The 25830-nt window shown below is 64.1% G+C and carries 32 protein-coding genes; 24 read left to right on the top strand and 8 right to left on the bottom strand.

The features are described 5' to 3' along the window. Window positions 1-330: 330 nt before the first annotated feature. On the bottom strand, window positions 331-1224 hold the full coding sequence (locus tag EN851_RS24995; protein WP_135930193.1) for a D-alanyl-D-alanine carboxypeptidase family protein: 894 nt from the start codon (window positions 1222-1224) through the stop codon (window positions 331-333). 228 nt (window positions 1225-1452) lie between these two features. Here EN851_RS24995 and EN851_RS24990 point away from each other — a divergent pair, with 228 nt between their 5' ends. From EN851_RS24990 to EN851_RS24975, 4 genes are all read left to right on the top strand, one after another. Then, window positions 1453-3264, top strand: coding sequence for a methyl-accepting chemotaxis protein (locus tag EN851_RS24990; RefSeq protein ID WP_135930192.1), 1812 nt, complete (start codon window positions 1453-1455; stop codon window positions 3262-3264). Between the two features lie 123 nt (window positions 3265-3387). After that, the gene (locus tag EN851_RS24985; RefSeq protein ID WP_135930191.1) at window positions 3388-4479 is read left to right on the top strand and encodes a hypothetical protein; all 1092 of its coding nucleotides are present in this window, start codon (window positions 3388-3390) and stop codon (window positions 4477-4479) included. An 81-nt stretch (window positions 4480-4560) separates the two neighbouring features. Next, window positions 4561-5187 carry a nucleoside triphosphate hydrolase gene (locus EN851_RS24980; RefSeq protein WP_135882679.1) on the top strand — a complete coding sequence of 209 codons (627 nt, stop codon included), beginning with the start codon at window positions 4561-4563 and terminating at the stop codon, window positions 5185-5187. A gap of 114 nt (window positions 5188-5301) precedes the next feature. Beyond that, window positions 5302-5649: a hypothetical protein gene (locus EN851_RS24975; protein ID WP_127871246.1), complete on the top strand. Its 348-nt coding sequence runs from the start codon at window positions 5302-5304 to the stop codon at window positions 5647-5649. A 26-nt stretch (window positions 5650-5675) separates the two neighbouring features. On the opposite strand, the gene EN851_RS24970 is transcribed toward EN851_RS24975, so the two are convergent. From EN851_RS24970 to EN851_RS24960, 3 genes are all read right to left on the bottom strand, one after another. After that, window positions 5676-6380, bottom strand: a complete 705-nt coding sequence (locus tag EN851_RS24970; protein WP_127275260.1) for a glutathione S-transferase N-terminal domain-containing protein — start codon at window positions 6378-6380, stop codon at window positions 5676-5678. Window positions 6381-6562: 182 nt separating this feature from the next. Continuing rightward, the gene (locus tag EN851_RS24965; RefSeq protein WP_127275259.1) at window positions 6563-7771 is read right to left on the bottom strand and encodes a beta-ketoacyl-[acyl-carrier-protein] synthase family protein; all 1209 of its coding nucleotides are present in this window, start codon (window positions 7769-7771) and stop codon (window positions 6563-6565) included. 4 nt (window positions 7772-7775) lie between these two features. Beyond that, window positions 7776-8030 (bottom strand): acyl carrier protein, encoded by a 255-nt coding sequence (locus tag EN851_RS24960; RefSeq protein WP_127275258.1) that lies wholly within the window; start codon window positions 8028-8030, stop codon window positions 7776-7778. 201 nt (window positions 8031-8231) lie between these two features. Here EN851_RS24960 and EN851_RS24955 point away from each other — a divergent pair, with 201 nt between their 5' ends. The 5 genes from EN851_RS24955 to EN851_RS24935 are packed head-to-tail and all read left to right on the top strand — an operon-like array spanning window position 8232 to window position 10593. Then, entirely contained in the window at window positions 8232-9074 is an 843-nt protein-coding gene (locus EN851_RS24955; RefSeq protein WP_127871248.1) for an urease accessory protein UreD, read from the top strand. A 28-nt stretch (window positions 9075-9102) separates the two neighbouring features. Continuing rightward, window positions 9103-9405 (top strand): urease subunit gamma, encoded by a 303-nt coding sequence (locus tag EN851_RS24950; RefSeq protein ID WP_127275256.1) that lies wholly within the window; start codon window positions 9103-9105, stop codon window positions 9403-9405. A 10-nt stretch (window positions 9406-9415) separates the two neighbouring features. Continuing rightward, a complete protein-coding gene (locus EN851_RS24945; protein ID WP_135930190.1) occupies window positions 9416-9670 on the top strand; it encodes a DUF1272 domain-containing protein in 255 nt (84 codons plus the stop codon). A 23-nt stretch (window positions 9671-9693) separates the two neighbouring features. Then, a complete protein-coding gene (locus tag EN851_RS24940; RefSeq protein ID WP_135930189.1) occupies window positions 9694-10281 on the top strand; it encodes a HupE/UreJ family protein in 588 nt (195 codons plus the stop codon). A 6-nt stretch (window positions 10282-10287) separates the two neighbouring features. Further along, window positions 10288-10593 carry an urease subunit beta gene (locus tag EN851_RS24935; protein ID WP_127871251.1) on the top strand — a complete coding sequence of 102 codons (306 nt, stop codon included), beginning with the start codon at window positions 10288-10290 and terminating at the stop codon, window positions 10591-10593. Window positions 10594-10667: 74 nt separating this feature from the next. Here EN851_RS24935 and EN851_RS24930 read toward each other — a convergent pair whose 3' ends face one another. Together EN851_RS24930 and EN851_RS24925 are read right to left on the bottom strand one after the other, a co-directional pair. After that, window positions 10668-11162: a hypothetical protein gene (locus EN851_RS24930; protein ID WP_135862650.1), complete on the bottom strand. Its 495-nt coding sequence runs from the start codon at window positions 11160-11162 to the stop codon at window positions 10668-10670. Between the two features lie 114 nt (window positions 11163-11276). Then, entirely contained in the window at window positions 11277-11654 is a 378-nt protein-coding gene (locus EN851_RS24925) for a hypothetical protein (RefSeq protein WP_135930188.1), read from the bottom strand. Window positions 11655-11818: 164 nt separating this feature from the next. On the opposite strand from EN851_RS24925, the gene ureC reads away from it, so the two are divergent. From ureC to EN851_RS24885, 9 genes are all read left to right on the top strand, one after another. Next, a complete protein-coding gene (gene ureC / locus EN851_RS24920; protein ID WP_189521937.1) occupies window positions 11819-13534 on the top strand; it encodes an urease subunit alpha in 1716 nt (571 codons plus the stop codon). Between the two features lie 98 nt (window positions 13535-13632). Then, entirely contained in the window at window positions 13633-14226 is a 594-nt protein-coding gene (locus EN851_RS24915; RefSeq protein ID WP_135930186.1) for a hypothetical protein, read from the top strand. After that, entirely contained in the window at window positions 14223-14651 is a 429-nt protein-coding gene (locus EN851_RS37345; protein WP_348630732.1) for a glutathione S-transferase N-terminal domain-containing protein, read from the top strand. Before EN851_RS24915 ends, EN851_RS37345 begins: the two co-directional genes overlap by 4 nt. Next, window positions 14578-14904 (top strand): glutathione S-transferase C-terminal domain-containing protein, encoded by a 327-nt coding sequence (locus tag EN851_RS37340; protein ID WP_245520806.1) that lies wholly within the window; start codon window positions 14578-14580, stop codon window positions 14902-14904. The genes EN851_RS37345 and EN851_RS37340 overlap by 74 nt, the downstream gene beginning before the upstream one ends. A 68-nt stretch (window positions 14905-14972) precedes the next feature. Beyond that, window positions 14973-15536, top strand: coding sequence for an urease accessory protein UreE (locus tag EN851_RS24905; RefSeq protein ID WP_135930185.1), 564 nt, complete (start codon window positions 14973-14975; stop codon window positions 15534-15536). After that, window positions 15529-16200: an urease accessory protein UreF gene (locus EN851_RS24900; protein ID WP_135930184.1), complete on the top strand. Its 672-nt coding sequence runs from the start codon at window positions 15529-15531 to the stop codon at window positions 16198-16200. Before EN851_RS24905 ends, EN851_RS24900 begins: the two co-directional genes overlap by 8 nt. Next, window positions 16197-16637 carry a DUF3995 domain-containing protein gene (locus EN851_RS24895; RefSeq protein ID WP_135930183.1) on the top strand — a complete coding sequence of 147 codons (441 nt, stop codon included), beginning with the start codon at window positions 16197-16199 and terminating at the stop codon, window positions 16635-16637. Before EN851_RS24900 ends, EN851_RS24895 begins: the two co-directional genes overlap by 4 nt. Further along, entirely contained in the window at window positions 16634-17275 is a 642-nt protein-coding gene (gene ureG / locus EN851_RS24890) for an urease accessory protein UreG (protein WP_127275244.1), read from the top strand. Before EN851_RS24895 ends, ureG begins: the two co-directional genes overlap by 4 nt. Before the next feature lie 80 nt (window positions 17276-17355). After that, window positions 17356-18123, top strand: a complete 768-nt coding sequence (locus EN851_RS24885; RefSeq protein ID WP_127275243.1) for a class II aldolase and adducin N-terminal domain-containing protein — start codon at window positions 17356-17358, stop codon at window positions 18121-18123. A 217-nt stretch (window positions 18124-18340) separates the two neighbouring features. Here the strand turns inward: EN851_RS24885 and EN851_RS24880 are convergent, their stop codons facing one another. Beyond that, window positions 18341-18973, bottom strand: coding sequence for an HAD family phosphatase (locus EN851_RS24880; RefSeq protein ID WP_127275242.1), 633 nt, complete (start codon window positions 18971-18973; stop codon window positions 18341-18343). A gap of 243 nt (window positions 18974-19216) precedes the next feature. Here EN851_RS24880 and EN851_RS24875 point away from each other — a divergent pair, with 243 nt between their 5' ends. Further along, window positions 19217-20176 (top strand): sugar-binding transcriptional regulator, encoded by a 960-nt coding sequence (locus tag EN851_RS24875; protein ID WP_127275241.1) that lies wholly within the window; start codon window positions 19217-19219, stop codon window positions 20174-20176. 25 nt (window positions 20177-20201) lie between these two features. On the opposite strand, the gene EN851_RS24870 is transcribed toward EN851_RS24875, so the two are convergent. Continuing rightward, a complete protein-coding gene (locus tag EN851_RS24870) occupies window positions 20202-20387 on the bottom strand; it encodes a hypothetical protein (protein ID WP_127275240.1) in 186 nt (61 codons plus the stop codon). A gap of 110 nt (window positions 20388-20497) precedes the next feature. On the opposite strand from EN851_RS24870, the gene gcvA reads away from it, so the two are divergent. From gcvA to EN851_RS24845, 5 genes are all read left to right on the top strand, one after another. Further along, window positions 20498-21403: a transcriptional regulator GcvA gene (gcvA, locus tag EN851_RS24865; RefSeq protein ID WP_135930182.1), complete on the top strand. Its 906-nt coding sequence runs from the start codon at window positions 20498-20500 to the stop codon at window positions 21401-21403. A gap of 221 nt (window positions 21404-21624) precedes the next feature. Further along, window positions 21625-22935 carry a sugar ABC transporter substrate-binding protein gene (locus EN851_RS24860; RefSeq protein WP_127871260.1) on the top strand — a complete coding sequence of 437 codons (1311 nt, stop codon included), beginning with the start codon at window positions 21625-21627 and terminating at the stop codon, window positions 22933-22935. A 124-nt stretch (window positions 22936-23059) separates the two neighbouring features. Continuing rightward, a complete protein-coding gene (locus tag EN851_RS24855) occupies window positions 23060-23932 on the top strand; it encodes a sugar ABC transporter permease (RefSeq protein ID WP_127275237.1) in 873 nt (290 codons plus the stop codon). Between the two features lie 11 nt (window positions 23933-23943). Continuing rightward, window positions 23944-24768: a carbohydrate ABC transporter permease gene (locus tag EN851_RS24850; protein WP_127275236.1), complete on the top strand. Its 825-nt coding sequence runs from the start codon at window positions 23944-23946 to the stop codon at window positions 24766-24768. A gap of 50 nt (window positions 24769-24818) precedes the next feature. After that, window positions 24819-25823, top strand: coding sequence for an ABC transporter ATP-binding protein (locus EN851_RS24845; RefSeq protein WP_135930181.1), 1005 nt, complete (start codon window positions 24819-24821; stop codon window positions 25821-25823). The last annotated feature ends 7 nt before the right edge of the window (window positions 25824-25830 follow it).

Here is a 25830-nt window from a genome sequence, read left to right as displayed (position 1 = left end):
AGCGTATGGCATGCCTTCCGCACGATTGCGTGACAATCGTGAAACAATAGCCGGCTGCAGGGTTTTTGTTAGCTTCTTGGCGGCGACGGCCTCCGCAGGCGCTTCGTCATCCACGGGCGGAGCAGCCGCGCAGCGGCGTCGCGGAGACCCGAGGATCCATGCCGCGACTTTTGTCGGAGGGTGCAACGGTGCAGAATTCTGGACCGTGGCGACAGCTTCAGAGTCCCGGCATGGATCCTCGGGTCTGCGCCGCGTCGCTACGCTCCTTGCTCCGCCCGTGGATGACGAATTCGGGGGAGGCTCCGCGCAATCGCCGGCAACAAGGCCAGTTTACTGCTGTTCGGCGTACATCAGCCTTGTCTTGGTGTCGGCCATGGTGGGCGACAGGCTGCGCTGGATCAGCGCTTCGACATGGTCGTTGCGCTGGCGGGCTGAGTCGGCGCCCATCACCACCACGATCAGCTGACGGCCGTCGGCATCGTAGGAGGTGACGATGTTGAAGCCGGAAGCCCTGATATAGCCGGTCTTGATGCCGTTGACGCCTCGCACGCGGCCGAGCATGTCGTTATGGCCGCGCACCAGCCTGCCGCGGAACATGAAGTCGCTTTCGGAGAAATAGTGGAAGTGCTGCGGGAAGCGCCGCTGCAACGACATGCCGAGCACCGCCATGTCGTGCGCGGTCGTCATCTGGCCGTCGTCGGGCAGGCCGGATGCGTTGCGGAAGGTGGTGCTGCTCATGCCGAGCTGGCGCGCCTTGGATGTCATCATGGCGGCGAACTGGTCTTCCGAGCCGCCGAGATATTCGCCCACTGCCACCGCCACGTCGTTGGCCGATTTGACGACGATGGCGCGGATGGCGGAATCGACGTCGATCGTCTCCCCGCGCCGGAAGCGCATCTTGGTCGGCGGCTGCGAGGCGGCGTGATCGGAAACCGGGATCTGCGTCTCCTTGGTGACGCGGCCGGTGTCCATCGCCTCGAACAGCAAATAGAGCGTCATCATCTTGGTCAGCGACGCCGGATAGCGCTGCGCCGTCGAATTGACCTCGAACAGCTGCTTGCCGCTCTTTCCATCGACGACGATGGCGGCGTATTTCTGCGGCGGCGCCGGCACGGCCAGCACCGAGTCGGGGGGGGCTGTGGTCGAGCAGCCGGCAACCAAGGCCGCCAGGGCCAGGACAGCCAGGATTTTCTGGAAGAGCGGAAAGAGACGCGGAAAGGACAAGGGCTGACTGTTCTGGCGATGCTGTTGCTGAGATAAGGCGAAGCTAACGTAACGCGGCGGATGCGTCCATTTGGTTAATGCCGGTTAGCCCTGGGAATGTCGAGTGGGGCGAGGAACTCGAGCTCCGCTTCCGCCGCCCCGAAATCGCCCCGTTCCTGTCTTTCCTTGCCAGAGCCGCGTTTCCCGTGGGAAGGAGCGTGGCATCCGGCGGCTTGGGGGGGTGCAAAAATGACTGACATCGGGGCTGGCGCCACGCCGTCATTGATCAGGGCATCGCTCAGTCGCACCGGCAAATGGGCCGGCAGCGTCGCCTTCATCGGCGGCGCCGTTTCCGACATCCTCAACCCGCTGGCGCCGTTTGCCGCCTATATCGCGCTGGTTGCCTCGATCGCGGCCGTGATCATCGCCATTGCCATCGTGCTCAGGCTGGTGCTGGCGGCCAAGGCGCTGCCGGCGCTGGTGTTCGCCACCAGTGCGGCGGCGGTTGCCGGCGGCGTCTACGCCGTGCAGAAGGAGACCAGTTCGCAGAACGGCATCATCGCCGGCCTGGTGCCGGCGGTCGCGCAACTGCAGAAGTCGATGGGCATCGTCGCCGAAAAGGTGGCCAGGATCGAGCAGACCGTCACGCAGACACAGAAAACCGTCGAAGAGGTCAAGAAATCGACCGACACGGCTGCGCAAAAAACCGATCAGATCGCCTCCAACCAGCAGCGGCAGACTGTACAAGGGGCCGAGACGCAAAAGACCGTCGAAGCGGTCAAGCAGACGACCGAGACGCTCGCCGCAGGCCAGCAGCAGCAAGTGGCCCAGGCCGAAAAGCTGCAGGCGACGACCGAACAGATCGCCGCCTCGATCGACACGATCGCCAAGGGGTTTGCCACCTTGGCCGCGCAAGGCGGCGCCATCGCCGAACCGAAACGGCCGGACGAATTCTACCACAATGCCCGTGTCTACGAGCTGTCGGGCGACATGCTCAACGCGCGGCGCTCCTACCTCGCCTTTGCGGGTTTCGACGTCGACGCCATCGACCCCTATACGCGCTTTGCCACGCTGCTGCGGGTCCAGGACGGCAAGGCGGGCGCCCGCGAAGTGTTCGGGGCACTGGCCGACAAGGGCAAGGCGCTGTCGATCAAGCTGGTGCATATCATGCAGTTCGACGACGCGCAGCGGCTCGACAAACTCAGCGCCTTCATATCGGCCAATCCGGATTTCGCGCCGGCCTATTACCTCGAGGCGCAGGAGTTTTCGGAAGATCGTCTCGGCAGCCAGACGCTGGCCGACAAACGCAGCGAAGCCCAGGCGCTGACCAAATTCGTCTCCTACGAAAAAGATGGCGGGCTGCTCAAATATTTCGTCGACCAGACCCAGCTTGCCGACTGGCTGGACCGCAGCCGCAGCCGGCTGGCGGCCCTTGGCGACGTCCTCGACCCCGCCCGCTTCGTGCCTTCGCTGACGCCGATGCGCTCCAACCAGGGCTGGTCGATGACCATTTCGCTGCCCGAGCCGGCAACCGCGATATCCTGGCGTCTTGGCGACACCGGCCCCTTCACCGACACCGGCCCGCTGGCGCTCAACGACCAGCGCACCGGCAAGCCGATGCCCAATCCGAGCTTTGAGCTGCCCGACAGCACGGCGGCGACCACCATCGCCATCAAATATATCGACATCAGGGGGCGCGAGGCCGGCCCGTTCGACATCCGCTTCGATCCGGATGCCGCCCTGCAGCAAGGCAACAAGCAGATCCTCGACCAGTTCTGGACGTCATGGATCGCCTTCGACGCCAGCGGCAATCATGGGCTGGTCTATTTCACGCAGATGCTGTCCTACCGCTGCGCCATCAAGGAGGTGCGTTACAGCCTGAATGGCGCCGTGCTCGACAAGGCGCTTGCCATGCCGCCCTGCAATGCCAAGGACCCCTACGCCATCCCCGATGATTTCCAGCCCTATTTCAAGGTTGCCGACAGCGTGAAATCGATGTCGGTGCAGGTGACCTATACCGACGGGACAAAATCCCCGGTGCGGGAATACAAGCGGCAGTAGGGCCGGCACCTTTAGGCGTGTGGGAAGGCGGATATAAATCTGATGCAAAATGCGCGCCCGCGCGCTTGCGCGGTGCGCCGAACCGGTTCTTCTTGGCACCCGTCAGATTCGGGTGAGAGCGCCATGGATACAGTTACGATCAAGGCCAAAGGCATTTCGGTTTCGCTCGACCTCACGGTCGGCCACGTCGCCGACATGAGCATCGAGAGCGGCGGGCGCCAATTGCGGCCACTGCACCGCGCGCCATGGGTCGACGCAAGCGAGACGCTGCCTCAAGACCTGCCGCAGGGCACCGTCCGGCTCTCCGGCGACTTTCTCTGCGCGCCTTTTTCGCGCAGCGATGTCGAGGAGGCGCCGCTGCATGGCTGGCCGGCCAACAGCGCCTGGGATGTGGTCGAAAGCGGCGCCACGGATGGCGGATGGCGCGCCGTCTTCCGGCTGCGCCACAAGGTGATGGGCGCCAGCGTCGACAAGATCTTCACGCTGCGCGACGACCATCCCTTCCTCTACCAGGAACACGTATTTTCCGGCGGCCATGGCGGGATCTCGGTCGCCCATCACCCGATGACGGCGATGAAGGGCGGCGGCAGGCTGGCTTTCTCGCCGAAGCGGTTTGCCGCCACGCCTGCCGATCCGCTGGAGCCGGATCCTGCACGTGGCCGATTCATGCTGGCCTATCCCAGCCGGTCGTCCGACCTAGCGCACTTCCCCGCTGCCGGCGGCGGCACGCTGGATCTCACGGACTACCGCATGGAGGATCGGCGCGAGGATTTCCTCACCTTGGTCGAGGCCGATCATGGCGGACCTGGCTGGACCGCGCTTGCGCGCCAGGCCGAGGACGATCTGGTGCTGGTGCTGAAGAACCCGGCCGAACTGCCGGTCACCATGCTGTGGTTCAGCAATGGCGGGCGCGACTACGCGCCGTGGAGCGGCCGCCATCTTGGCGTGCTCGGCATCGAGGATGGGCGCACGGCGATCGGCCATGCCGCCTCGCTCGGCGACAACTGGCTGAAGCGCGAAGGCGTGGCGACGGCATTCGCGCTCGGCGAGGGCGTCTCGTTCCGCCATGTCATCGGTGCGTTGCCGCTGTCGGGTGGCGAACCCCCACGAGAGATCACCACGGCGGATGGCCGCCTTCGGCTGGCTGGCTCCGCGGCCTCGGAGGTGCCGTTCGACAGTGATTTCCTGCGCATCGGCCAGCCAGCGGCGGCATAGTGCAACTCAGCCAACGGCAGGGTTTGAAATTTCCGCCAACTGCCGACAAGATGCGTCTGAAATCGTGCGGAAGGAGCCAAAATGTCCGAAATCGCCCACCTCGCCGCCACCATCTTCAAGCGCGCCGGCAAGGCCAAGCGCTTCATTGTTGCCATTGCCGGACCGCCGGGCGCCGGCAAGTCGACACTATCGGCGGGCCTGCACGACCTTTTGCCGGAAGGCGCGGTGGAAGTCGTGCCCATGGACGGCTTCCACTTTGACGACATCGTGCTCGAGCGGCGCGGCCTGCGCGCGCGAAAGGGTGCGCCGGACACGTTCGACTTCGGCGGCTTCGAGACGCTTCTGAAGCGCATCCGCGCCGGCGAGCCCGACATTGCCATTCCGGTCTTCGACCGCAGCATGGAATTGTCGCGCGCCGCCGCGGCGATCGTCGATGCCGAGACCAAATTCATCCTGGTCGAAGGCAATTACCTGCTGCTCGACGAGGAGCCGTGGTCGCGCCTTGCGCCGCTGTTCGATTTCTCGATCTTCGTCGACGTACCGCGCAATGAGCTCGAACGCCGCCTGATGGAACGCTGGCACGAGCATGGCCGTTCCGAAGCCGACGCGCGGGCCTGGATAGCTTCCAACGACATGCCCAACATCGAACGCGTGCTGGCACGACGCCGGGCGGCCGACCTGGTCATTGGTCAACCCGGGTTCGATTAACCCGGGTCAATCTGGATTAACCTGTTTAATTTTCAGTATTTTTCGACGGGAACCTTAAGACTTACAAGGCGTTATCCTGGTCAGGCAATCATGCCAGAAGAGGGATTCCGTCCGATGGCAACCAAGGCAAAAAAGCCCGTCAGGGGCAAGTCAGCTCAACCGAAAGCGACGCAATCGAAGGCCGGGGCTGGTCCAGCGGTCGCCCAGCGCTCAAAGGATGCCAAGCCGGCCTTCGGCAAGGCATCGCCCAAGAAAGTCGTGCCAGGCAGCGCGTCGAAGGTGACCGCGCCCAAAGCGGCAGCGAAGACCGCCCAGGCGAAGAAACCGGCTGCGGCCGGCGGCTCGAAGGTTCGCACGGCAGCCAACGTCGCGGCCGGAGCGGTCGTGGCCACGGCGCGGAGTGTCGCGTCTCTCGCCGCATCCGTCGTCGGCAAGGGCGGGTCCAAGGCGAAAGCAAAGTAGCGACGCGCTTCCCGGCGGGGGCAGATTCAGCTTCGCGCCGGGATGGTCAGGCCCTTCTGTACCGCCGGCCGCGCCAGGCCGCGCTCCAGCCACGCTGCCAGATTGGCGAAATCGTCGAAGCCGACCAGGTCGCGCGCCTCGTAGAAGCCAATCAGGTTGCGCACCCAGCCGAGCAGCGAGATGTCGGCGATGGTGTAGTCATTGTCCATGATCCACTTGCGGCCCTTCAGCCTGACGTCGAGAACGCCGAGCAGGCGACGCGATTCGTCGCGGTAACGCTCCAGCGGCCGCTTGTCGGCGATCTCGCGGCCGGCGAATTTGTGGAAGAAACCGACCTGGCCGAACATCGGCCCGATCGCCGCCATCTGGAAGAAGACCCACTGGATCGTCTCATAGCGCCGCGCCGCGTCAACGGGCATGAGCAGGCCGGTCTTCTCCGCCAGGTAGAGCAGGATGGCGCCGGATTCGAAAAGGCCGATCGGCGCGCCGTCCGGGCCGTCGGGATCGATGATCGCCGGGATCTTGCCATTGGGGTTGAGCGACAGGAATTCCGGCGTCCAGCTCTCGTTCTTGCCGATGTTGATCAGATGCGGCTCATAGGGCAGGCCGAGTTCCTCCAGCGCGATCGATATCTTCACTCCGTTCGGCGTCGTTGCCGAATAGAGCTGGATCTGGTCGGGATGCTTGGCAGGCCAACGGGTTGCGATCGGAAAGGCGGACAGGTCGGCCATCGAGAACTCCTGAGCGGGGGGATTCGCACCAAGCGGCGCGGTGTTGGCGGGTCGGCCAAGAATTAGGGCTGCGGTCGGGCCGGATCAATATGGCGGCGACGCTTTCACCGTGCATGGATAGTCAATCGATCGGATCGCCCGGGCGGATAGTAGCCGCCCGAACAGGTGGTGACCGCCCGGTACTAGATGGCCTTGAAGGCCAGCACCGCATTGGTGCCGCCGAAGGCAAAGCCATTGCTGATGGCGGCGCGCACCTTGCGCTCGCGCGCGACATTCGGCGTCACGTCGAGATCGCAGTCGGGATCGGCCTCGCGGTAATTCGCCGTTGGCGGCACGACGCCTTCGCGGATCGCCATGACGCAGGCGATCATCTCCAGCCCGCCCGAGGCGCCGAGGCAATGCGCGTGCATCGACTTGGTCGATGAGACGGAGAGCGCGCGGGCATGGTCGCCGAAGACGCGCTTGATCGCGAGGGTTTCGATCTGGTCGTTGGCCTTGGTGCCGGTGCCGTGCGCGTTGAGGTAGTCGACATCCTCGGGATTGAGGCCGGCATCGGCCAGGCAGAAGCGCATGGCGGCTTCCGGGCCCTCGACGGTCGGCGCGACGATATCGGAGGCGTCGGCCGAAAGGCCGGCGCCGGCGATCTCGGCCAAAATGGTGGCGCCGCGCGCCATCGCGTGGTCGTAGCTTTCCAGAACCGCCATGCCGGCGCCTTCGCCCAGCACTAGGCCCTGGCGGTCGGCCGAGAACGGCCTGCACGTGTCGGGCGACAGAACGCGCAGCGCCTCCCAGCCCTTCAGCACGCCCCACACCAGCGGCGCATCGGTGCCACCGGCCACCATGACGTCGGCGCGGCCGAGCCTGATCTGGTCGACCGCAGAGGCGATGGCATGATTGGCTGACGAACAGGCCGAAGTGACGCCGAACACCGGTCCGCGCAAACCCAGATGCATGCTGACCTGGCCGGCGGCCGCGCCCGGCATGACCCGGGGAACGGTGAAGATGCCGGCGCGATTCTTGCCCTCGATCAGGATGGCGCGATAGTTCTCCTCGACCGTCTCGAACCCGCAGACGCCAACACCGACGATGGTTCCCATCCGATAGGTATTGTCCGCATGCGGCACCAATCCGGACTGCCGCATGGCTTCCTTCGCCGCGATCACCGCCAGCAGGCTGAAGCGATCCATCGACACCAGTTGCTTGCGCTCGATGCCGTGATCCGGCAGTGCCTTGATCTCGCAGCCGGTCTTGACCTTCAGGTCGTGCAGGAAGGGATTGTCGATCGGGCCGATCGCCGACCGGCCGGCCCGCATCTCGGCCCAGATTGCCTGCGCATCGGTGCCCAATCCGCACAGCCCGCCGATGCCGGTAATGACGACGCGCTTCAGCATTCGGTCAGGCTTTTTTTTCGATCAGCGCGCGAACGGCCTCGACCATGTCGCCGACATTCTTGAGATTGCTCCAGGCATCGACCGTGTTCATCTCGATCTCGATGCCGTATTGCTCCTCGAGGTCGAAGATGATCTCGGTCAACTCCAGCGAATGGATGCCGAGCGCCGTCAATTCGGTGGTGGTGGTGATTTCCTCGCCGCCCGGCTCGGCATGGGCCTTGATCTTCTCGATGATGTCCGTTGCCAGCTGGTCAGCCATTCGGTTTCTTCCCCACTTGTCGTTTCCCGGCGCCAACTGAACAGCGCCTTCTTATCCTCGATATCAGGCCGCGATCTTCGCCTTATACCCCCGTCAAGCGTCGCCCGACCGTACCAAGGTGGTTCCCTCTATAGAAACGGAAACGCCATCAAGCAACAAGCTATATGTCGACAAAACCGCCACAGTGCTTAACCTGACGGCGTGGATACGATCGAAAATACGAAGTTATCAGGTCAACTGGCCCAGCGCGCGGCGGGCAAGGCGCAGCTTGGTTGCGCCAGCGTCGACGGCCGCACGCGGCTGCGGCGCCTCTATCAGGACGGCTCGGCCAAGATAAGGCTGCCGGCCGTTTCGGCCGGTCCGCTGGAGGCCGTCCTGATCAACACCGCCGGCGGGCTGACCGGCGGCGACCGCCTCGGTTGGGACGTGGATGTCGGCGCGGATGCCAGCGCCGCGATAACAACCCAGGCCTGCGAAAAAGTCTATCGCGCCGCATCGGACCATGCCGAAGTGCGGGTCAAGCTGACCGTCGGCGAGAACGGCAGCATCGCCTGGCTGCCGCAGGAAACCATCGTCTTCGACCGCGCCGCCTTTGCCCGCACGCTCGATGTCGAGCTTGCGGCCGGAGCCGAGGCGCTGGTGCTGGAAGCGGCCGTCTTCGGCCGCCTGGCCATGGGCGAACGTGCCGCGCAGGGCACTTTTCGCGATCGCTGGCGTATCCGGAGGCAAGGAGCCCTCATTCATGCCGAGGATTTCCGCATCGGACCAGCCATCGCCGACACCCTGGCCCGTACGGCGATATCCGGTGGCGCGATCGCCGTGGCAACGCTGCTGCTGGTGTCGCCGCGAGCCGAGGCCCTGCTCGATCCGGTCCGGGAGATCATTGGCGACCGAGGTGGCGCCAGTGTCTGGACCGTGAAGACATCTGGCAAGCTTCTTGCGAGGCTCTACGCCGAGGACGGCTACCAGCTGCGCCAACGGCTGGTCCCGCTCGTCGGATTGCTCAACGGAAGGGCGGGGTTGCCCAAATTATGGTCACTGTGACTGTGTCCGCATCATTTCAGGAAGACGCATGAACCTGACGCCAAGGGAAAAGGACAAGCTGCTGATCGCCATGGCGGCGATCGTGGCGCGCAAGCGGCTGGAGCGCGGCGTCAAGCTCAACCATCCGGAAGCCATCGCGCTGATCACCGATTTCGTCGTCGAGGGCGCCCGCGATGGCCGCCCGGTGGCCGAACTGATGGAGGCCGGCGCCCATGTCGTCAGCCGCGCGCAGGTGATGCAAGGCATCGCCGAGATGATCCATGACGTGCAGGTGGAAGCGACCTTTCCCGATGGCACCAAGCTGGTGACCGTGCACGAACCGATCAGGTGAGGAGGCCGACATGCTTGAGCTGCGCCCGAACTGCGAATGCTGCGACAAGGACCTGCCACCGGAAGCCCGGGATGCGCGGATCTGCACCTTCGAGTGCACCTTCTGCGCCGGCTGTGTCGAAAACGTGCTTGGCGGCGTCTGCCCGAACTGCGGCGGCGATTTTACAGCCCGGCCGATCCGTCCCGCCGCGATGCTGAAGAAATATCCGGCTTCGACCAAACGCGTGCTCAAGGCCGAGGGCTGCGGTCCCCGCAAGGCCGCCTGACACCGCAAACGAAAGGCAAGTAAATGATCCCTGTCAAACGCCTGTGCCTCTCGGCGATCCTGCTCGTGGCGGCAGCCATGCCTGCCTACGCCCATGTCGGCATCGGCCCGACGTCCTCCCTCATGGCCGGCTTCACGCATCCATTGTCGGGCCTCGACCACATGACGGTGATGCTCGCTGTCGGCCTGTGGGCGGCCCTCAAGGGCGGCAAGGCGATCTGGGCCTGGCCGGCGGCGTTCGTCGGCATCATGCTGGCCGGCGCGGCCCTTGGCATGGCCCATCTGCCGTTGTCGTTCGTTGAGCCGGGCATACTGGCCTCGGTCGTGGCGCTCGGGCTACTGGTCGCGCTGGCGGTCGATCTCCCCGTTTCGGCCGGTGTCGCTATCATCGGCCTGTTTGCGCTGTTTCACGGCCACGCCCATGGCACGGAAGTGCCGGAAAATGCCGGCGGGCTCGAATATATGGCCGGCTTTGCCACCGCCACCGTGCTGCTCCATGCCATAGGCATCGCCGCCGGGCTTGGCCTCGGCATGAGATTTCGTGGTGTGGCCCGCATCGTGGGTGCCGCCTGCGCGGCGATCGGCGTCGGCCTCGTCTTCGGCGTCGTGTGAGGTCCGATGATCCCCGGCGAAATCATGCCTGCCCAAGGCGACATCGAACTCAACAAGGGTCTGCCGACCGTCACCCTGAAAGTGGCCAACAGTGGCGACCGGCCGGTCCAGGTCGGCAGCCATTATCATTTCTTCGAAACCAATGAGGCGCTGACATTCGACCGCGAGAGCGCGCGCGGCATGCGCCTCGACATCGCCGCCGGCACCGCCACGCGCTTCGAGCCGGGGCAGGAACGCGACGTCACGCTGGTGCCGCTTGGCGGCAAGCGCGAGGTCTATGGATTCCAGCAGAAGGTAATGGGTAAGCTGTGAGGACGTCTCGTGCTTCGCGCGCAAGGCCGGCGAGCGACTTCAGCGCAGGCATGAACGCACGCGCTGCGCGTCGCTCAGTCCGATGGCTTGGCGGCCGCGTAGATGACGATCTTTCCGGGATCGTCGAATTCCACGGCGAGAACGTCTTGCGCAAGCACGCGCCGCGACTCGATGGCGTTGAAGAGCAGCGCGTTGGCCTCGATCTCCTTGCGCAGCTCGGTAACATCGTCCTGATGCTGCCGGACCTTGTTCTCGATGACCGGCGGCGGGCCGCCTTCGCTGCGCGCCGCATCGGTCAGGAACACGATATCGACCTTGTCGAGCTTGGAAGTCTTGCGCACCGTGCTGATATTTTCCCGCGTGCGGTCGATCGCCGAATTGACCTTTCCAATCTCAGCGGTCGTCTTGGCCTCTTCCTGGTTGACTTGCGAGCCGACGATGCGGTCGACGGTTTCCGGGCTCTGAAGGCCCTGCGCGTTCAGCGCGGCCTGGGGGAGGCTCACTGCCAGAAACGCAGCGGCTGCAACGGCATGCAGCCAACGGATATCGGGCAAGGTGGTATCGGTCATCGGTCACTTCCGCGGTTTGTTCCAACGCTCAGGAAACAAAACGACGCCAGCCCTGCCACGGTTCCCTCTCCGATTCGGTGGGCGGACCGGATACCGGCCCGCCGCGCCGGGCCTTTAACTCGCCTTCTTGGTGATCAGGGTCAGCGCGCCGTTTGGCTCCATGCTGGCCGCGACCACCTGAGCCGAGGTCATTCCCTTGGCCTGGAGGGCGGACTTCACCTTGGGCGTGGCATCGATCGAGCTGCGCAGCTTCTGCAGGCCGGCATCGCCACGCTGGGAGATCACCTGGTTGACCTGCGTCTGGGTGTCCTTCGGCAACTCGCTGATGTCGACGATGTTGACGCTCTGAATCGCCGGGGCGGCCTGCTGGCCGCCAGGGGCGGCTGGGGCCGGCGCGGTCGGAGCGGGCTGTTGAGCAGGCTGCTGCTGGGCACTGGCGGCACCCGCCAGCATCATGCTGGCGGCGGTTGCAAGAACTATCGTTTTACGCATGGATTTTCCTTCCATCGGTTTGGCAAACGGTCGTTTTGGGGTGGCCTGCCAACCTCAACCGCCAAATGGGATCAGAAGGTGTCGCCCAGCGGGTCATTGCGTGACCATTGGGTGGCGGCAATGTGCAGCCGGGTTTCGACCATACCGCATTTCGGGAGCAATCGCTGATGGCCAGACTAAGCCGTGCCGCCTACGCCCAGATGTATGGCCCAACGGTCGGCGACAGAGTGCGGCTTGCCGACACGGAGCTGATCATCGAGGTCGAGAAGGATTTCACCATCCATGGCGAAGAGGTGAAATTCGGCGGCGGCAAGGTCATTCGCGACGGCATGGGCCAGAGCCAGGTTTCCCGTGCCCAAGGAGCGGTCGACACCGTCATCACCAACGCGCTGGTGATCGATGCCAGCGCCGGCGTCTTCAAGGCCGACATCGGCCTCAGGGACGGCCGCATCGCCGCAATAGGCAAGGCCGGCAATCCCGACACTCAAGGCGGCGTCACCATCATCATCGGACCCGGCACCGAAATCATCGCCGGCGAAGGCAAGATACTCACCGCCGGCGGCTTCGACGCGCATATCCACTTCATCTGCCCGCAGCAGATCGAGGAAGCGCTGATGTCGGGCATCACCACCATGCTCGGCGGCGGCACCGGCCCGGCGCATGGCACGTTGGCCACCACCTGCACGCCCGGGCCATGGCACATGGCGCGCATGATCCAGTCCTTCGACGCCTTTCCGATGAATATCGGCCTGTCGGGCAAGGGCAACGCCTCTCTGCCGGCAGCGCTCGAGGAGATGGTGCTGGGCGGCGCCTGCTCGCTCAAGCTGCATGAGGACTGGGGCACGACGCCGGCGGCGATCGATTGTTGCCTGTCGGTCGCCGACGACTACGACGTGCAGGTGATGATCCACACCGATACGCTCAACGAATCCGGCTTTGTCGAGAACACTGTGGCGGCGATCAAGGGCCGCACCATCCATGCCTTCCACACCGAGGGCGCCGGTGGCGGCCACGCACCCGACATCATCAAGGTCTGCGGCCTACCCAACGTCATCCCGTCCTCGACCAATCCGACGCGGCCCTACACGGTCAACACCCTGGCCGAGCATCTCGACATGCTGATGGTCTGCCATCATCTGTCGCCATCGATTCCCGAGGACATCGCTTTTGCCGAAAGCCGCATCCGCAAGGAGACCATCGCGGCCGAGGACATACTGCACGACATCGGCGCCTTCTCGATCATCTCGTCGGACAGCCAGGCCATGGGCCGCGTCGGCGAGGTGGCGATCCGCACCTGGCAGACCGCCGACAAGATGAAGCGCCAGCGCGGGTCATTGCCGCAGGAGACCGGCGACAACGACAATTTCCGCGTCCGCCGCTACATCGCCAAATACACGATCAATCCTGCCATCGCCCATGGCCTGTCGAAGGACATCGGCTCGATCGCGGTCGGCAAACGCGCCGACCTGGTGCTATGGAACCCGGCCTTCTTCGGCGTCAAGCCGGACATGGTGCTGATCGGCGGCATGATCGCCGCCGCCCCGATGGGCGACCCCAACGCCTCGATCCCGACGCCGCAGCCGATGCACTACCGGCCGATGTTCGGCGCCTATGGCAAAGCCCGGACCAATTCGTCCGTGACCTTCGTTTCGAAAGCCGCGCTCGAGTCGGGGCTGCATGGCCGGCTCGGCGTCGACAAGCAGTTCGTCGCCGTCGAAAACACACGCGGCGGCATCGGCAAGCACTCGATGGTGCTCAACGACGCGACGCCGCATGTCGAGGTCGATCCCGAAACCTACGAGGTGCGCGCCGATGGCGAACTGCTGACCTGCGAGCCGGCGACCGTGCTGCCGATGGCACAGCGGTATTTTCTGTTCTGACGCGAAATCGGCGACTGCCTCAAGTGGTTCAAAATCCATTGCAGGAGAGGATTCCACACCGCAATATGCGGCCTCGAAAAGCCGTATTGTGATTAGGCATGGCCAGCGAAATAGCCTCCGCCCACGACATCTTCCCGCATATTCGCATCGTCATGGGCATGGTGATCGGGCTCGGCGTCACTCGCCTTCTGTCGGGGCTGGCTCGCATCGTCCAGCATCCGGGCCAGTACCGGCTCTATCCCGTGCACCTCGCCTGGGTCGGTTCGGTGCTTCTGATGATGGTGCATTTCTGGTGGTGGGAGTTCGGCCTTTACGCCATCGAAACCTGGACCTTCGGCAAGTACCTGTTCATCATCTTCTACGCCATCACGCTGTTCCTGCTGTGCGCGCTGCTGTTTCCGGATTCGATGCTCGATTACACCAGCTACGAGGATTTCTTCTATTCGCGCCGCGCCTGGTTCTTCGGCCTGCTGGCGGCGACTTATCTGCTCGATGTGATCGACACCCTGCTGAAAGGGCCGGAGCATTTCGCCCGCTTCGGCGACGAATATCTGTTCCGAACGCCGATCTTCGTCGCGCTCTGCATCGCCGCGATCCTGGTGCGCGACCGCCGCTTCCACATCGCCTTCGTCACGGCGGCGCTGATCTACCAGATATCGTTCATCCTGCGGCTCTTCGACACGATCGTATGACGCCAGCCGATGATCTAGAGTTTCGGGGAAAGGCAGGTTCAGCGATGTACAAGGCCATTGGATCGCGTGGGTCCCGGGTCAGCCGCGTCCTCTGGATGCTCGAGGAACTCGGGCAGCCCTATGAATTCGTCGAGGTCAAGCTCCGCTCGCCGGAAGCCTATGCGCTCAATCCGTCGGGCAAGGTGCCGATCCTCATCGACGGTGAGCTGATCGTGACGGATTCGCGGCGATCTGCGTCTATCTCGCCGACAAGCACGCCGATAAAGGCATGGGTGCCAATCCGGGCCTTGCGGGCCGTGCCGAGATGGATTCCTGGATGCATTTTGCCCAGAGCGAATTCGAGGCGCCGCTGTGGAACAAATTGCGCCATCGCTTCCTCTTACCCAGGGAAGTGCGGGTCGAGTCGGCCCCGCGGCGGCCTATGACTTCGCCACAGAACTCAAGGCGCTGGATCGCCGGCTCGGCGACAAGCCTTTCGCACTCGGCGACCGGTTTTCCGCCGTCGACGTGCTGCTCGGCGATATGGGCGGCTGGGCCCGAGCCGGCCGCTTCCCGATCGAATCCGACCGCGTCAACGCCTATTTCGACCGCGTGCTGGGCCGCCCAGCCCGCGCCCGTGCCCAAGCCAATGCATCGGCCCGAAAATCGGAATCGATTTTCGGAAAGCACGATGCATAGATTCAAACATGTTAGAGCGTCCTGCGCGTCCAAGGGGACGCGCGGCGCTCTAATGGCGGAGCCATGAAATGAAGCTCAACCTCAACACCGACTTCACCAAATTTCCGCGCGCCGTCTCGGTGCTGCCCGCCGGCACGGCCGCGACCACCGTGCCTTCCGGCCGTGCGATCCTCGCCCATGACGAGCGGCATCTGCGCCGCCGCGCCATCGAACTTGCCGACGGCGGCAAGGTGCTGGTCGACCTGCCCGAGCCCGTTGCCCTGAACGACGGCGACCGGCTGGTGCTGGAGGACGGCGGTCATATCGAGATTATCGCGGCGCCCGAAGAGGTCTATGACATCCGCGCCCGCGACGCCGTGCATCTGACCGAACTCGCCTGGCATATCGGCAACCGCCACCTCGCCGCCGGCATCGAGGCGCACCGTATCCTCATCCTGCGCGACCATGTCATCAAGGCGATGCTGGAGGGGCTCGGCGCCACGGTGCGCGACGTCTCGGAGCCGTTCAAGCCGGTGCGCGGCGCCTATTCCGGCGGGCATGGCCATGCCCACGCCGAGGCGCACAGCCATGGCCACGGCGAATCCCATTCGCACAGCCATGCGCATTCGCATCACGATCATCATCATGACTGACCAGCCCTCCGGCATCGCCCTGCTGCGGCTGATGGCATGGCTGTCGCCGGCCTTTCCGGTCGGCGGCTTTGCCTACAGCCATGGTCTGGAGCGCGCGGTGCATGACGGGTTGGTGGCCGATGCCGCCGGCCTTGCCAGCTGGCTGGAGACGCTGGTCGAGATGGGCTCCGGCTGGAACGATGCCGTGCTGTTCGCCGAGAGCTGGCGCCGCGCCCGCGAAGGCAGCGATCTGGCCGAGGTCGCCGCGCTGGCCGAGGCACTGGCCGGCTCGCGCGAACGCCACGCCGAGGCCACGCTGCAAGGTGCGGCCTTCCTTAAAGCGGCCGGCGCCTGGCCCAATTCCGTGCTGGAGCGGTTGCCGGCCGAATGCGCCTATTGCGTCGCTGTCGGCGCTGTCGCCGGGGGCAATGGCGTTGCGCTGCAGGACGCGCTGTCCGCCTTCCTGCAAGCCTTCTTTTCCAACCTCGTCCAGGCCGCCATCCGGCTCGGCGTCATCGGTCAGAACGAAGCCACCGCGCTGCTTGCCGGCTTCGAGCCGCTGGCGCTGTCGACCGCGGCGCGCGCGTCCCGCTCGACATCGGACGATCTCGGCGGCTGCGCCTTCGTCTCCGACGTCATGGCGATGAAGCACGAAACCCAGTATTCGCGATTGTTCCGCTCATGATCCTACTCGCCTTCGTCCTCTCATTCGTGCTGCTGCTGATCACGGTACTGCATGTCTATTGGGGCATCGGCGGCATCTGGCCGGGCAGGGATGCCGCGTCCTGCGCCCATGCCGTCGTCGGTTTTCGCGGCGTCGACGAGATGCCGACGCCATTCGCCAGTTTTGCCGTTGCCGCCTGCCTTGGCCTGGCTACGCTGTGGCCGCTGGCGCTCATCGGGTTCTTCGCCTCGCCCTTTCCCAAGGAGGGCCTTGCCGCCACGTCGATGCTGATCGGTCTGGTGTTCCTGGGGCGCGGCATTGCCGGTTTCACGCCCTGGTGGCGCCGGCTGGCGCCGCAACAGCCTTTCGCGTGGCTCGATACCAGTCTCTATTCGCCGCTGTGCCTGCTGATCGGGCTCGGCTTCGCGGCTCTTGCCATTATGGAGTTTCCGATATGACACAAGCTAACGGTCCTCTTCGCATCGGCATTGGCGGCCCCGTCGGTTCCGGCAAGACGACGCTCACCGAAAAACTCTGCAAGGCGCTGCGCGACGAGTTTTCCATCGCCGTCGTCACCAACGACATCTACACCAGGGAAGACGCCATGATGCTGGTCCGGCTGCAGGCGCTGCCGGAGGACCGCATCGTCGGCGTCGAAACCGGCGGCTGCCCGCACACCGCCATCCGCGAGGACGCCTCGATCAATTTGCAGGCGATCGCCGAACTGAACCGCAAATTCCCCGATCTCGACATCATCTTCATCGAATCCGGCGGCGACAACCTGGCCGCCACCTTCTCGCCGGACCTTGCCGACCTGACGCTCTATGTCATCTCGGTCTGCCAGGGTGAGGAGATTCCGAGAAAGGGCGGCCCGGCGATCACCCGTTCCGATTTCCTCATCATCAACAAGAGCGACCTGGCGCCCTATGTGAACGTCAATCTCGATGTCATGGAGAGCGACGCCGGCCGCATGCGCGGCAAGCGGCCGTTCGGCTTCACCGATCTTTCACGCGGCAAGGGCCTGCGGGAGGTGATCGATTTTATCGTCGAGCACGGCGGACTGCGGACCATTGGCGCCGCAAGCACCGCGGCATAGCTGGCCGTCTGCACCAAGCGAAAGCGGTTGCGGGCACCAGCGGAGCGCGGCATTCTTGCCGAAACCGGAGGAATTTTAGCATGAGCATTGCCCGCCTGCAGAAGGAAAAGCTGACCAACCTGCCCTTCTACGAAGAGCGCGTCGATCTCGCCTGCGCCTTCCGCTGGACGGCGCGGCTCAACATGCACGAAGCGGTGGCCAACCATTTCTCGCTGGCCATCAACGACGACGGCACCAGGTTCCTGATGAACCCCAACCAGGTGCATTTCTCACGCGTCAAGGCGAGCGACCTGATCGAGATCGACGCCAACGACCCCGACACGCTTTCGGGGCCTAATGCACCCGACCCGACGGCATGGGGCTTGCACGGCGCCGTCCATCGCAACGTACCGCACGCGCGCTGCGTCATGCATGTCCATTCGATCCACGCCACCGTGCTGGCCTCGCTGGCCGACTCGACGCTGCCGCCGATCGACCAGAATTCGGCAATGTTCTTCAACCGCCATGTCGTTGACGCGCACTATGGCGGGCTGGCCTTCGAGGAAGAGGGCGAACGCTGCTCGCAGCTTCTCGCTGACCCCAAGGTCAAGGTGATGGTGATGGGCAACCATGGCGTGCTGGTCATCGGCGACACCGTCGCCGACGCCTTCAACCGCATGTTCTATTTCGAGCGCGCCGCCGAGACCTACATCAAGGCGCTGTGGACCGGTCGCCCGCTGCGCACGCTCTCCGACGCGATCGCCGAGAAGGCGGCGAGCGAGATGGACGACTATCCCGGCCAGGCCGAGCGTCACCTCGCCGAGTTGAAGGCGATCCTCGACGAGCAGGAGCCGGTGTACCGGAATTAAGCGATCATTTCGCAACGCCGGTAATTGGCGAAACCGTCAGCACCGCCACTTTCTCCCCGTCACTATACGGGGAGAAATGTCCGGCAGGACAATGAGGGGCGGCACCAAGGTCTCAGAAATCAGAACCTGCACGCCGACGTTTTGCCAAGTCAGCGCTGCCCCTCATCCGCCTGCCGGCACCTTCTCCCCGTATAGTGACGGGGGAGAAGGAGGCTACTCACAGCCCGAGCTGAGCCCGCAATTCCCCGGCGCTGTTGATGACGATGGCGCCGGGCGGTCCTTCCATCGGCTTTTCAGGCCAGAAGATGGTCTTCATTCCCGCCGCCAGCCCCGCCATGGCGCCCGGCCAGCTGTCGTCGACCGCGACGGCGTGCGCGGGATCGACGTCGGCCAGATAGGCGGCGCGCAAGAAAGGCTCGGCGTGCGGCTTGCCGTCGCGCACGTCGTTGCGGCTGATCGTCTTCATGCCGGGATAGGTGAGGCCGACCATGCGCAGATTGGCGTCGACGATCATCCGGTCCGAATTGGACACCACCGCCTGCTGCACGCCGAGCGCGTGCAGTTCGTGGAAGACCTCGATAGCGCCTGGGCGCGGCTTCAGCCCTTCGACCAGCGGCAGGTAATGCTCATATTTGTGAACGATCCACTCGTCGAAGGGCAGTCGCAGCCCGAACTCGTCGCGCATCATTTCGTAGACCGGCCAGGCGGCGACGCCCAGCACGCGCTCATGCAGATCGTCAGGCGGCGTCAGGCCGGCATTGCGCATCGCTGCAATGAGGGCTGCCTCATGCAGCGGTTCGCTGTCGACCAGCGTGCCGTCCATGTCCCAGAAAACCGCCTTCGGTGTCATGCAGCGCTCCTTTTTGCGATCCCTTAAAGGGTTTGCGGCGGGAGATAAACCTTTGGCGGCCATAGAACATGCCTTCAAAGCGAAACGGAACCGGCCGCGTTTTCTCCGACCGGGTATTGGCCGAGAAACCTCCGCTGTATCAGCGTAGGCATTTGCTCTTGAGATTGACAATTGCGCAGGCGGCCATTCCCTGCGAAACTGATACGGATCGCCTGATGATCGGCGGGTTTCGGGAGGCAGGACGTGAATAGCCGGCAGGATGGCGGCAGCAACAGGCTGGACGACGCGGCGCGCGCCGGCTGGCTCTATTATGTTGCCGGCAACACACAGGACCAGATCGCCGCCACGCTCGGCATATCGAGGCAGACGGCGCAGCGGCTGGTGTCGCTGGCGGTGTCGGAAGGCTTGATCAAGGTCCGCGTCGATCATCCGATCGCCAACTGCCTGGACCTTGCCGCGCGGCTGAAATCACGCTTCGCGCTCGACCTTGTCGAGGTGGTGCCGAGCGATCCCAACTCATCCTCCACCACCATCGGCATCGCCGAAGCGGCCGCCGCCGAGATCGAACGGCGGCTGCGGTCGCCGACACCGATCGTCATGGGCATCGGCACCGGACGCACGCTGAAGGCGGCGATCGAACAATTGCCGCCGATGGAATGCCCGCAGCATAAGGTGGTGTCCTTGACCGGCAACATCTCGCCGGACGGTTCGGCCGCCTTCTACAACGTCATCTTCACCATGGCCGACAGGGTCAAGGCGCGGTCCTTCCCGATGCCGCTGCCGGTCATCGCCTCCTCGCCGCAGGAGCGCGAAATGCTGCTCAACCAGCCGATGATCCAGCCGACGCTGGCGCTTGCCGCCGAGGCCGATGTCACCTTCATCGGCATTGGCGACCTCGGCCCGAAGGCGCCGCTCTACGAGGACGGCTTCATTTCCGAAAGCGAGCTGAAAGCCTTGCAGAAGGCGGGCGGCGTCGCCGAAATCGTCGGCTGGGTGTTCGATCGCGAGGGCCGCATGATCGAAGGCATCACCAATGACCGGGTGTCGTCGGCGGCGCTGCCGTCGCGCGAGAAGTCGCTGGTCATCGCGCTCGCCATGGGCGAGCGTAAGCTGCCGGGAATCCTGGCGGCCGTGAACCGGCGGCTGGTCAACGGGCTCATCACCGACGAGCGGACGGCGACCGCCCTGCTGGCCGGTATTTGACGGCTTCCTGATAAAGCCAGGAAGGCTATTGGTGCCGGCCGAAAGGGTCGTTGCCGTCGAGAAAACCGAGGTCGCGCTGCAGATGGGGTGACAGGTCCCTGATGTCGAGATGCGCCTTTTTTCGGGGCGCGAACCAGCCGAATCCGTCCACCAACCACGAAATCCAGCGATGATCGGGAGCGGGAGTGCATTTTTGCTGCGTCATGGTCATGATCGTCAACCTTCGCTATCCTGAACCCGAATGACGGGTTGAGGATGAATGTCGGCCTTGCCGGCCGCCTTTGCCAATCGAACGTCGATAACGACCCATAAGGAGGCTTTATGCCTGACCTCAGCGCGCCGCAGGTTTCGCAACTGCCGCCATTGCAGGCGATCCGGGTGTTCGAGGCGGTGGCGCGGCATCTTTCTTTCACCAAGGCCGCCGGGGAACTCGCCATGACGCAAGCCGCGGTCAGCTACCAGATCAAGGTGCTGGAGGAGCGCGTCGGCGCGCCGCTGTTCCTGCGCCGGCCGCGACAGATCGAACTGACCGAAGCGGGCCAGCGCCTAGCGCCGGCTGTCAGCGAGGCCTTTGCCATCCTCAGCCAGGCCTATGCCGCCGCGCGCGGCGGCGCGGACGGGCTGCTATGTGTCACCACGGTGCTGACCTTTGCCTCGAATTGGCTGGCGCATCATCTGGGCGCGTTCCAGATCGCGCATCCGTCGCTTGCCGTGCGGCTCGAGACGTCGAGCCGGCTGACGGATTTCTCCCGCGAGGACGTCGACCTCGCCATTCGTTCTGGCGGCGGCAAATGGCCCGGGCTGGAAGCCCACAAGCTGCTCGATGCCGATTTCACGCCGATGCTGAGCCCGAAGCTCGCGGCGAGCATCGGCGGCATCAACGAACCGGCCGATCTGCTCAAGCTGCCGATCCTCGATCCCAGCGATATCTGGTGGACGCAATGGTTCGAGGCCGCCGGCGTGCACAGCCACGACCTTGCCAGGCGGCCCGGCAGCAGCATGGGCGCGCAAGCCTATGAAGCCAACGCGGCCATATCGGGCTATGGCGTGGCCATCCTGACCCGGGCCCTGTTCAAGGCCGAACTCGCCGACGGCCGCCTGATCCAGCCGTTCGACCTGGTCGGCGACGACGGCCACGCCTACTGGTTGGTCTATCCGGAAGCCCGCCGCAACGTGCCCAAGATCCGCGCCTTCCGCGATTGGCTGCTGGCCGAGATCGCCTGCTGACCGGTTCGTCGCGCCCGCTTCGATCCTGGACCCCTTCCTGTCCCGTTGCCTGATATCCGGCACGCGCGCGGCTCGTCGTCTCCAACTTCCATCCGTCGGCGGTCCATCGGCAAGCCCGGTGCTGCGCTGCAGCATCGAATCCGGCTTGACATAATTCACACTTAGTGAGTAATTGCTCACAGCCAAGGCAAATGCTCATCTTGGTCCATGGGAGGAATTTGATGAAACTTCGTACGCTCATCCTGGGCTTGTGCTCGGCCAGCGCGCTGGCTTTCGCCGCACATGCCGAATCCATCACCATCGCCACCGTCAACAATGGCGATATGGTCCGCATGCAGAAGCTGACCGACGACTTCACCAAGGCCAACCCCGACATCCAGCTCAACTGGGTCACGCTCGAAGAGAACGTGCTGCGCGAGCGTGTCACCACCGACATCGCCACCAAGGGCGGCCAGTATGACGTGATGACCATCGGCACCTACGAGGTTCCGATCTGGGCCAAGCAGAGCTGGCTGCTGCCGCTCGACAAGCTCGGCGACGACTACGACGCCAAGGACATCATCCCGGCCATCGCCGGCGGCCTCTCGGTCGACGGCAAGCTCTATGCCGCGCCGTTCTACGGCGAAAGCTCCTTCGTCATGTACCGCAAGGACCTGATGGAGAAGGCTGGGCTGAAGATGCCCGATGCGCCGACCTGGGACTTCATCAAACAGGCCGCCGACAAGATGACCGACCGCGCCAATGGCGTGAACGGCGTCTGCCTGCGCGGCAAGGCCGGCTGGGGCGAGAACATGGCCTTCCTGACCGCCATGTCGAACTCGTTCGGCGCCCGCTGGTTCGACGAGAACTGGAAGCCGCAGTTCGACCAGCCCGAGTGGAAGAAGACGCTGCAGTTCTATGTCGACCTGATGAAGGCCGACGGCCCCGAAGGCGCGTCCTCCAACGGCTTCAACGAAAACCTGGCGCTCTTCCAGCAGGGCAAGTGCGGCATGTGGATCGACGCCACAGTCGCGGCGTCCTTCGTCTCCGACCCGAAGAACTCGACCGTCGCCGACAAGGTCGGTTACGCCTTGGCGCCTGACAACGGCCTTGGCAAGCGCGGCAACTGGCTATGGGCGTGGTCGCTGGCGATCCCCGCCGGCACGCAGAAGGCCGACGCTGCCGAGAAGTTCGTCTCCTGGGCGACCAGCAAGCACTATGCGGAGCTCGTCGCGTCGAAGGAAGGCTGGGCCAACGTACCTCCGGGCACGCGCTCCTCGCTTTATGCGAACGCCGAGTACCAGAAGGCGGCTCCGTTCGCCAAGATGACACTGGACTCCATCAACGCCGCCGACCCGACGCATCCGACCGTCAAGCCGGTGCCCTATGTCGGCGTGCAGTTCGTCGCCATCCCTGAATTCCAGGGCCTTGGCACAACCGTCGGCCAGCTCTTCTCGGCGGCACTTGCCGGTCAGTCGAGCGTCGACGATGCGTTGAAGCAGGCCCAGGACGCCGCGACCGCGGCGATGACCGAGGGCGGTTATATCAAGTAAGGCTCCTCCCGGTGCCGAATGCCGGTCACCTCCTCGACCGGCAACGGCCGCCCGAAACCCAGTTCGGGCGGCCGCCTTTCCAACGCCTGTGAAAATTCAGTCTGATCCTTGAAGGGTGACCGTCATGGCTACTCAGCAGACCCGTTCGCTTGCCCGATTCATGATGGCGCCATCCGTGGTGCTGCTGCTGGTCTGGATGGTTGTTCCGCTCGCTCTCACGCTGTGGTTCTCCTTCCAGCAGTACAACCCGCTCAATCCGGTTCGCGATGGCTTCGTCGGCCTCTCGAACTACGCGCTGTTCTATTCCAACCCGGCTTTCCTGCAGTCGATCCTCAACACGCTGGTCCTGGTGGTCAGCGTGCTGCTGATCACGGTGATCGGCGGCATCCTGCTGGCACTGCTCATCGATCAGCCGATGTGGGGCCAAGGGATCGTGCGCATCCTCGTCATCTCGCCGTTCTTCGTCATGCCGCCGGTCGCCGCTCTGGTGTGGAAGAACATGATCATGCACCCGCAATATGGCGTCTTCGCCGACATAGCGCGCTTCTTCGGGGCGCAACCGATCGACTGGTTCGGGCAGCATCCTATGACGGCGATCATCATCATCGTCGCCTGGCAATGGCTGCCTTTCGCGACATTGATCCTGCTGACCGCGCTGCAATCGCTCGACGGCGAGCAGAAGGAAGCCGCCGAGATGGACGGCGCCGGCTTCATCAGCCGCTTCATCTATCTGACGCTGCCGCACATGTCGCGAGCGATCACCGTGGTCATCCTGATCCAGACGATCTTCCTGCTCTCCGTCTATGCCGAGATCCTGGTCACCACCAATGGCGGCCCCGGCTATGCCTCCACCAACCTGCCCTTCCTCGTCTACCAGAAGGCGCTGCTGGAGTTCAAAATCGGCCAGGCATCCGCGGGCGGTGTGATCGCCGTCATTCTCGCCAACATCGTCGCCTTCTTCGCCATGCGCGCCGTCGGCAAGAACCTGGACAAGTAAGGGAGGACAAGATGGCACGCGCAGTCACCACCCAGCACAAGACCATCGCGACGGCAGCCGCCTGGATCGTCGCCCTGCTGATCTTCTTTCCGATCCTGTACACGATCATCACCTCGTTCAAGTCGGAACAGGAGGCGATCCAGGGCTTCAACCTGATCCCGTCGGGAACCTTCGAAAGCTATTCCGAGGTCCAAGCGCAGAGCGGCTATTTCAAGTTCTTCTTCAACTCGGTGCTGCTCTCGGTCGGCTCGACCGTCCTGGCCCTGCTCGTCGCCATTCCGGCGGCATGGTCGATGGCCTTCTCGCCGACCAAGCGGACCAAGGACATCCTGATGTGGATGCTGTCCACCAAGATGATGCCGGCGGTCGCGGTGCTGTTTCCGATCTACCTGATCTTCCGCGACACCGGTCTGCTCGACAGCCGCATCGGCCTGATGGTCATGCTGATGCTGATCAACCTGCCGATCGTGATCTGGATGCTCTACACCTATTTCCGCGAGATCCCCGGCGAGATCCTGGAAGCGGCCCGCATGGACGGCGCCTCGCTGTGGAACGAGATCATCTATGTGCTGACGCCGATGGCGGTGCCGGGCATCGCCTCGACGATGCTGCTCAACATCATCCTGGCCTGGAACGAGGCATTCTGGACGATCCGGCTGACGACCACGGAAGCAGCACCGCTTACCGCCTTCATCAGCTCCTTCTCCAGCCCGCAAGGCCTATTCTGGGCCAAGCTTTCGGCGGCCTCGACGCTGGCCATCGCACCGATCCTGATCATGGGCTGGTTCAGCCAGAAGCAGCTGGTACGAGGCCTGACCTTTGGTGCGGTGAAGTAACGGAAATTGCCTGAAGCAATCGGCGAAAAATAGCTCTCGGGGAGGAAACCATGGGAAACATCACGCTCAAGAACGTCTCCAAATCCTTTGGATCGACGTCCATCATCCCCGGTCTCGACCTGGTGATCGAGAATGGTGAGTTCGTCGTCTTCGTCGGCCCGTCGGGCTGCGGCAAGTCGACATTGCTGAGGCTGATCGCCGGCCTGGAAGACACCAGCGGCGGCACCATCAACATCGATGGCCGTGACGTAACCGGCGAGGCGCCGGCCAAGCGCAAGCTCGCCATGGTGTTCCAATCCTATGCGCTCTACCCGCATATGACGGTTGCCAAGAACATCGCCTTCCCATTGAAGATGGCGGGCGAGGATCAGGCGACCATCGACAGGAAGGTGAAGGACGCGGCGCGCGTCTTGAACCTCACCAACTATCTCGAACGCCGTCCCGGCCAGCTCTCCGGCGGCCAGCGCCAGCGCGTCGCCATCGGCCGCGCCATCGTGCGCCAGCCCTCGGCCTTCCTGTTCGACGAGCCCTTGTCCAACCTCGACGCGGCACTGCGCGGCACAATGCGGCTCGAAATCAGCGAGCTGCACCATCAGCTCAAGACGACGATGATCTACGTCACCCACGACCAGGTCGAGGCCATGACCATGGCCGACAAGATCGTCGTGCTCAACGCCGGCAACATCGAGCAGGTCGGCTCGCCGATGGAGCTCTACAAGACGCCGCGCAACCTGTTCGTCGCCGGCTTCATCGGTTCGCCGAAGATGAACCTGATCGAGGGCGCACCGGCCGCCAAATATGGCGCCACGACGATCGGCATCCGGCCTGAACATATGCAGATCTCGACCACGGCGGGCGACTGGAAGGCCGCCGTCGGCGTGGCCGAGCATCTGGGTTCCGACACGTTCCTGCACGTCCAGGCCGATGGTGTCGGGCCGCTGACGGTGCGCGCAGACGGCGAACTGGCGGTCCGCCATGGCGACACCATCTATCTCACGCCCGACCAAGCCAAGCTGCACCGCTTCGGCCCCGACGGCAAGGCGATGGCCCAGTGAGGATGGA

It is taken from the genome of Mesorhizobium sp. M8A.F.Ca.ET.208.01.1.1, from assembly GCF_004791315.1.
Classification (GTDB): domain Bacteria; phylum Pseudomonadota; class Alphaproteobacteria; order Rhizobiales; family Rhizobiaceae; genus Mesorhizobium.
This window is presented reverse-complemented; position numbering and strand designations above follow the sequence as displayed.

Bases quoted from the DNA above. Each gene is read 5' to 3' on its own strand.
- gcvA (WP_135930182.1), top strand. From the start codon at position 20,498: ATGCCTGACCTCAGCGCGCCGCAGGTTTCGCAACTGCCGCCATTGCAG.
- EN851_RS24925 (WP_135930188.1), bottom strand. From the start codon at position 11,654: ATGCGTAAAACGATAGTTCTTGCAACCGCCGCCAGCATGATGCTGGCG.
- EN851_RS24900 (WP_135930184.1), top strand. From the start codon at position 15,529: ATGACTGACCAGCCCTCCGGCATCGCCCTGCTGCGGCTGATGGCATGG.
- ureG (WP_127275244.1), top strand. From the start codon at position 16,634: ATGACACAAGCTAACGGTCCTCTTCGCATCGGCATTGGCGGCCCCGTC.
- EN851_RS24945 (WP_135930190.1), top strand. From the start codon at position 9,416: ATGCTTGAGCTGCGCCCGAACTGCGAATGCTGCGACAAGGACCTGCCA.
- EN851_RS24950 (WP_127275256.1), top strand. From the start codon at position 9,103: ATGAACCTGACGCCAAGGGAAAAGGACAAGCTGCTGATCGCCATGGCG.
- EN851_RS24980 (WP_135882679.1), top strand. From the start codon at position 4,561: ATGTCCGAAATCGCCCACCTCGCCGCCACCATCTTCAAGCGCGCCGGC.
- EN851_RS24940 (WP_135930189.1), top strand. From the start codon at position 9,694: ATGATCCCTGTCAAACGCCTGTGCCTCTCGGCGATCCTGCTCGTGGCG.
- EN851_RS24895 (WP_135930183.1), top strand. From the start codon at position 16,197: ATGATCCTACTCGCCTTCGTCCTCTCATTCGTGCTGCTGCTGATCACG.
- EN851_RS24930 (WP_135862650.1), bottom strand. From the start codon at position 11,162: ATGACCGATACCACCTTGCCCGATATCCGTTGGCTGCATGCCGTTGCA.
- EN851_RS24850 (WP_127275236.1), top strand. From the start codon at position 23,944: ATGGCACGCGCAGTCACCACCCAGCACAAGACCATCGCGACGGCAGCC.
- EN851_RS24970 (WP_127275260.1), bottom strand. From the start codon at position 6,380: ATGGCCGACCTGTCCGCCTTTCCGATCGCAACCCGTTGGCCTGCCAAG.
- EN851_RS24935 (WP_127871251.1), top strand. From the start codon at position 10,288: ATGATCCCCGGCGAAATCATGCCTGCCCAAGGCGACATCGAACTCAAC.
- EN851_RS24860 (WP_127871260.1), top strand. From the start codon at position 21,625: ATGAAACTTCGTACGCTCATCCTGGGCTTGTGCTCGGCCAGCGCGCTG.
- EN851_RS24960 (WP_127275258.1), bottom strand. From the start codon at position 8,030: ATGGCTGACCAGCTGGCAACGGACATCATCGAGAAGATCAAGGCCCAT.
- EN851_RS24985 (WP_135930191.1), top strand. From the start codon at position 3,388: ATGGATACAGTTACGATCAAGGCCAAAGGCATTTCGGTTTCGCTCGAC.
- EN851_RS24975 (WP_127871246.1), top strand. From the start codon at position 5,302: ATGGCAACCAAGGCAAAAAAGCCCGTCAGGGGCAAGTCAGCTCAACCG.
- EN851_RS24845 (WP_135930181.1), top strand. From the start codon at position 24,819: ATGGGAAACATCACGCTCAAGAACGTCTCCAAATCCTTTGGATCGACG.
- EN851_RS24885 (WP_127275243.1), top strand. From the start codon at position 17,356: ATGAGCATTGCCCGCCTGCAGAAGGAAAAGCTGACCAACCTGCCCTTC.
- EN851_RS24880 (WP_127275242.1), bottom strand. From the start codon at position 18,973: ATGACACCGAAGGCGGTTTTCTGGGACATGGACGGCACGCTGGTCGAC.
- EN851_RS24870 (WP_127275240.1), bottom strand. From the start codon at position 20,387: ATGACCATGACGCAGCAAAAATGCACTCCCGCTCCCGATCATCGCTGG.
- EN851_RS24915 (WP_135930186.1), top strand. From the start codon at position 13,633: ATGGCCAGCGAAATAGCCTCCGCCCACGACATCTTCCCGCATATTCGC.
- EN851_RS37345 (WP_348630732.1), top strand. From the start codon at position 14,223: ATGACGCCAGCCGATGATCTAGAGTTTCGGGGAAAGGCAGGTTCAGCG.
- EN851_RS24965 (WP_127275259.1), bottom strand. From the start codon at position 7,771: ATGCTGAAGCGCGTCGTCATTACCGGCATCGGCGGGCTGTGCGGATTG.
- EN851_RS24855 (WP_127275237.1), top strand. From the start codon at position 23,060: ATGGCTACTCAGCAGACCCGTTCGCTTGCCCGATTCATGATGGCGCCA.
- EN851_RS24990 (WP_135930192.1), top strand. From the start codon at position 1,453: ATGACTGACATCGGGGCTGGCGCCACGCCGTCATTGATCAGGGCATCG.
- EN851_RS24905 (WP_135930185.1), top strand. From the start codon at position 14,973: ATGAAGCTCAACCTCAACACCGACTTCACCAAATTTCCGCGCGCCGTC.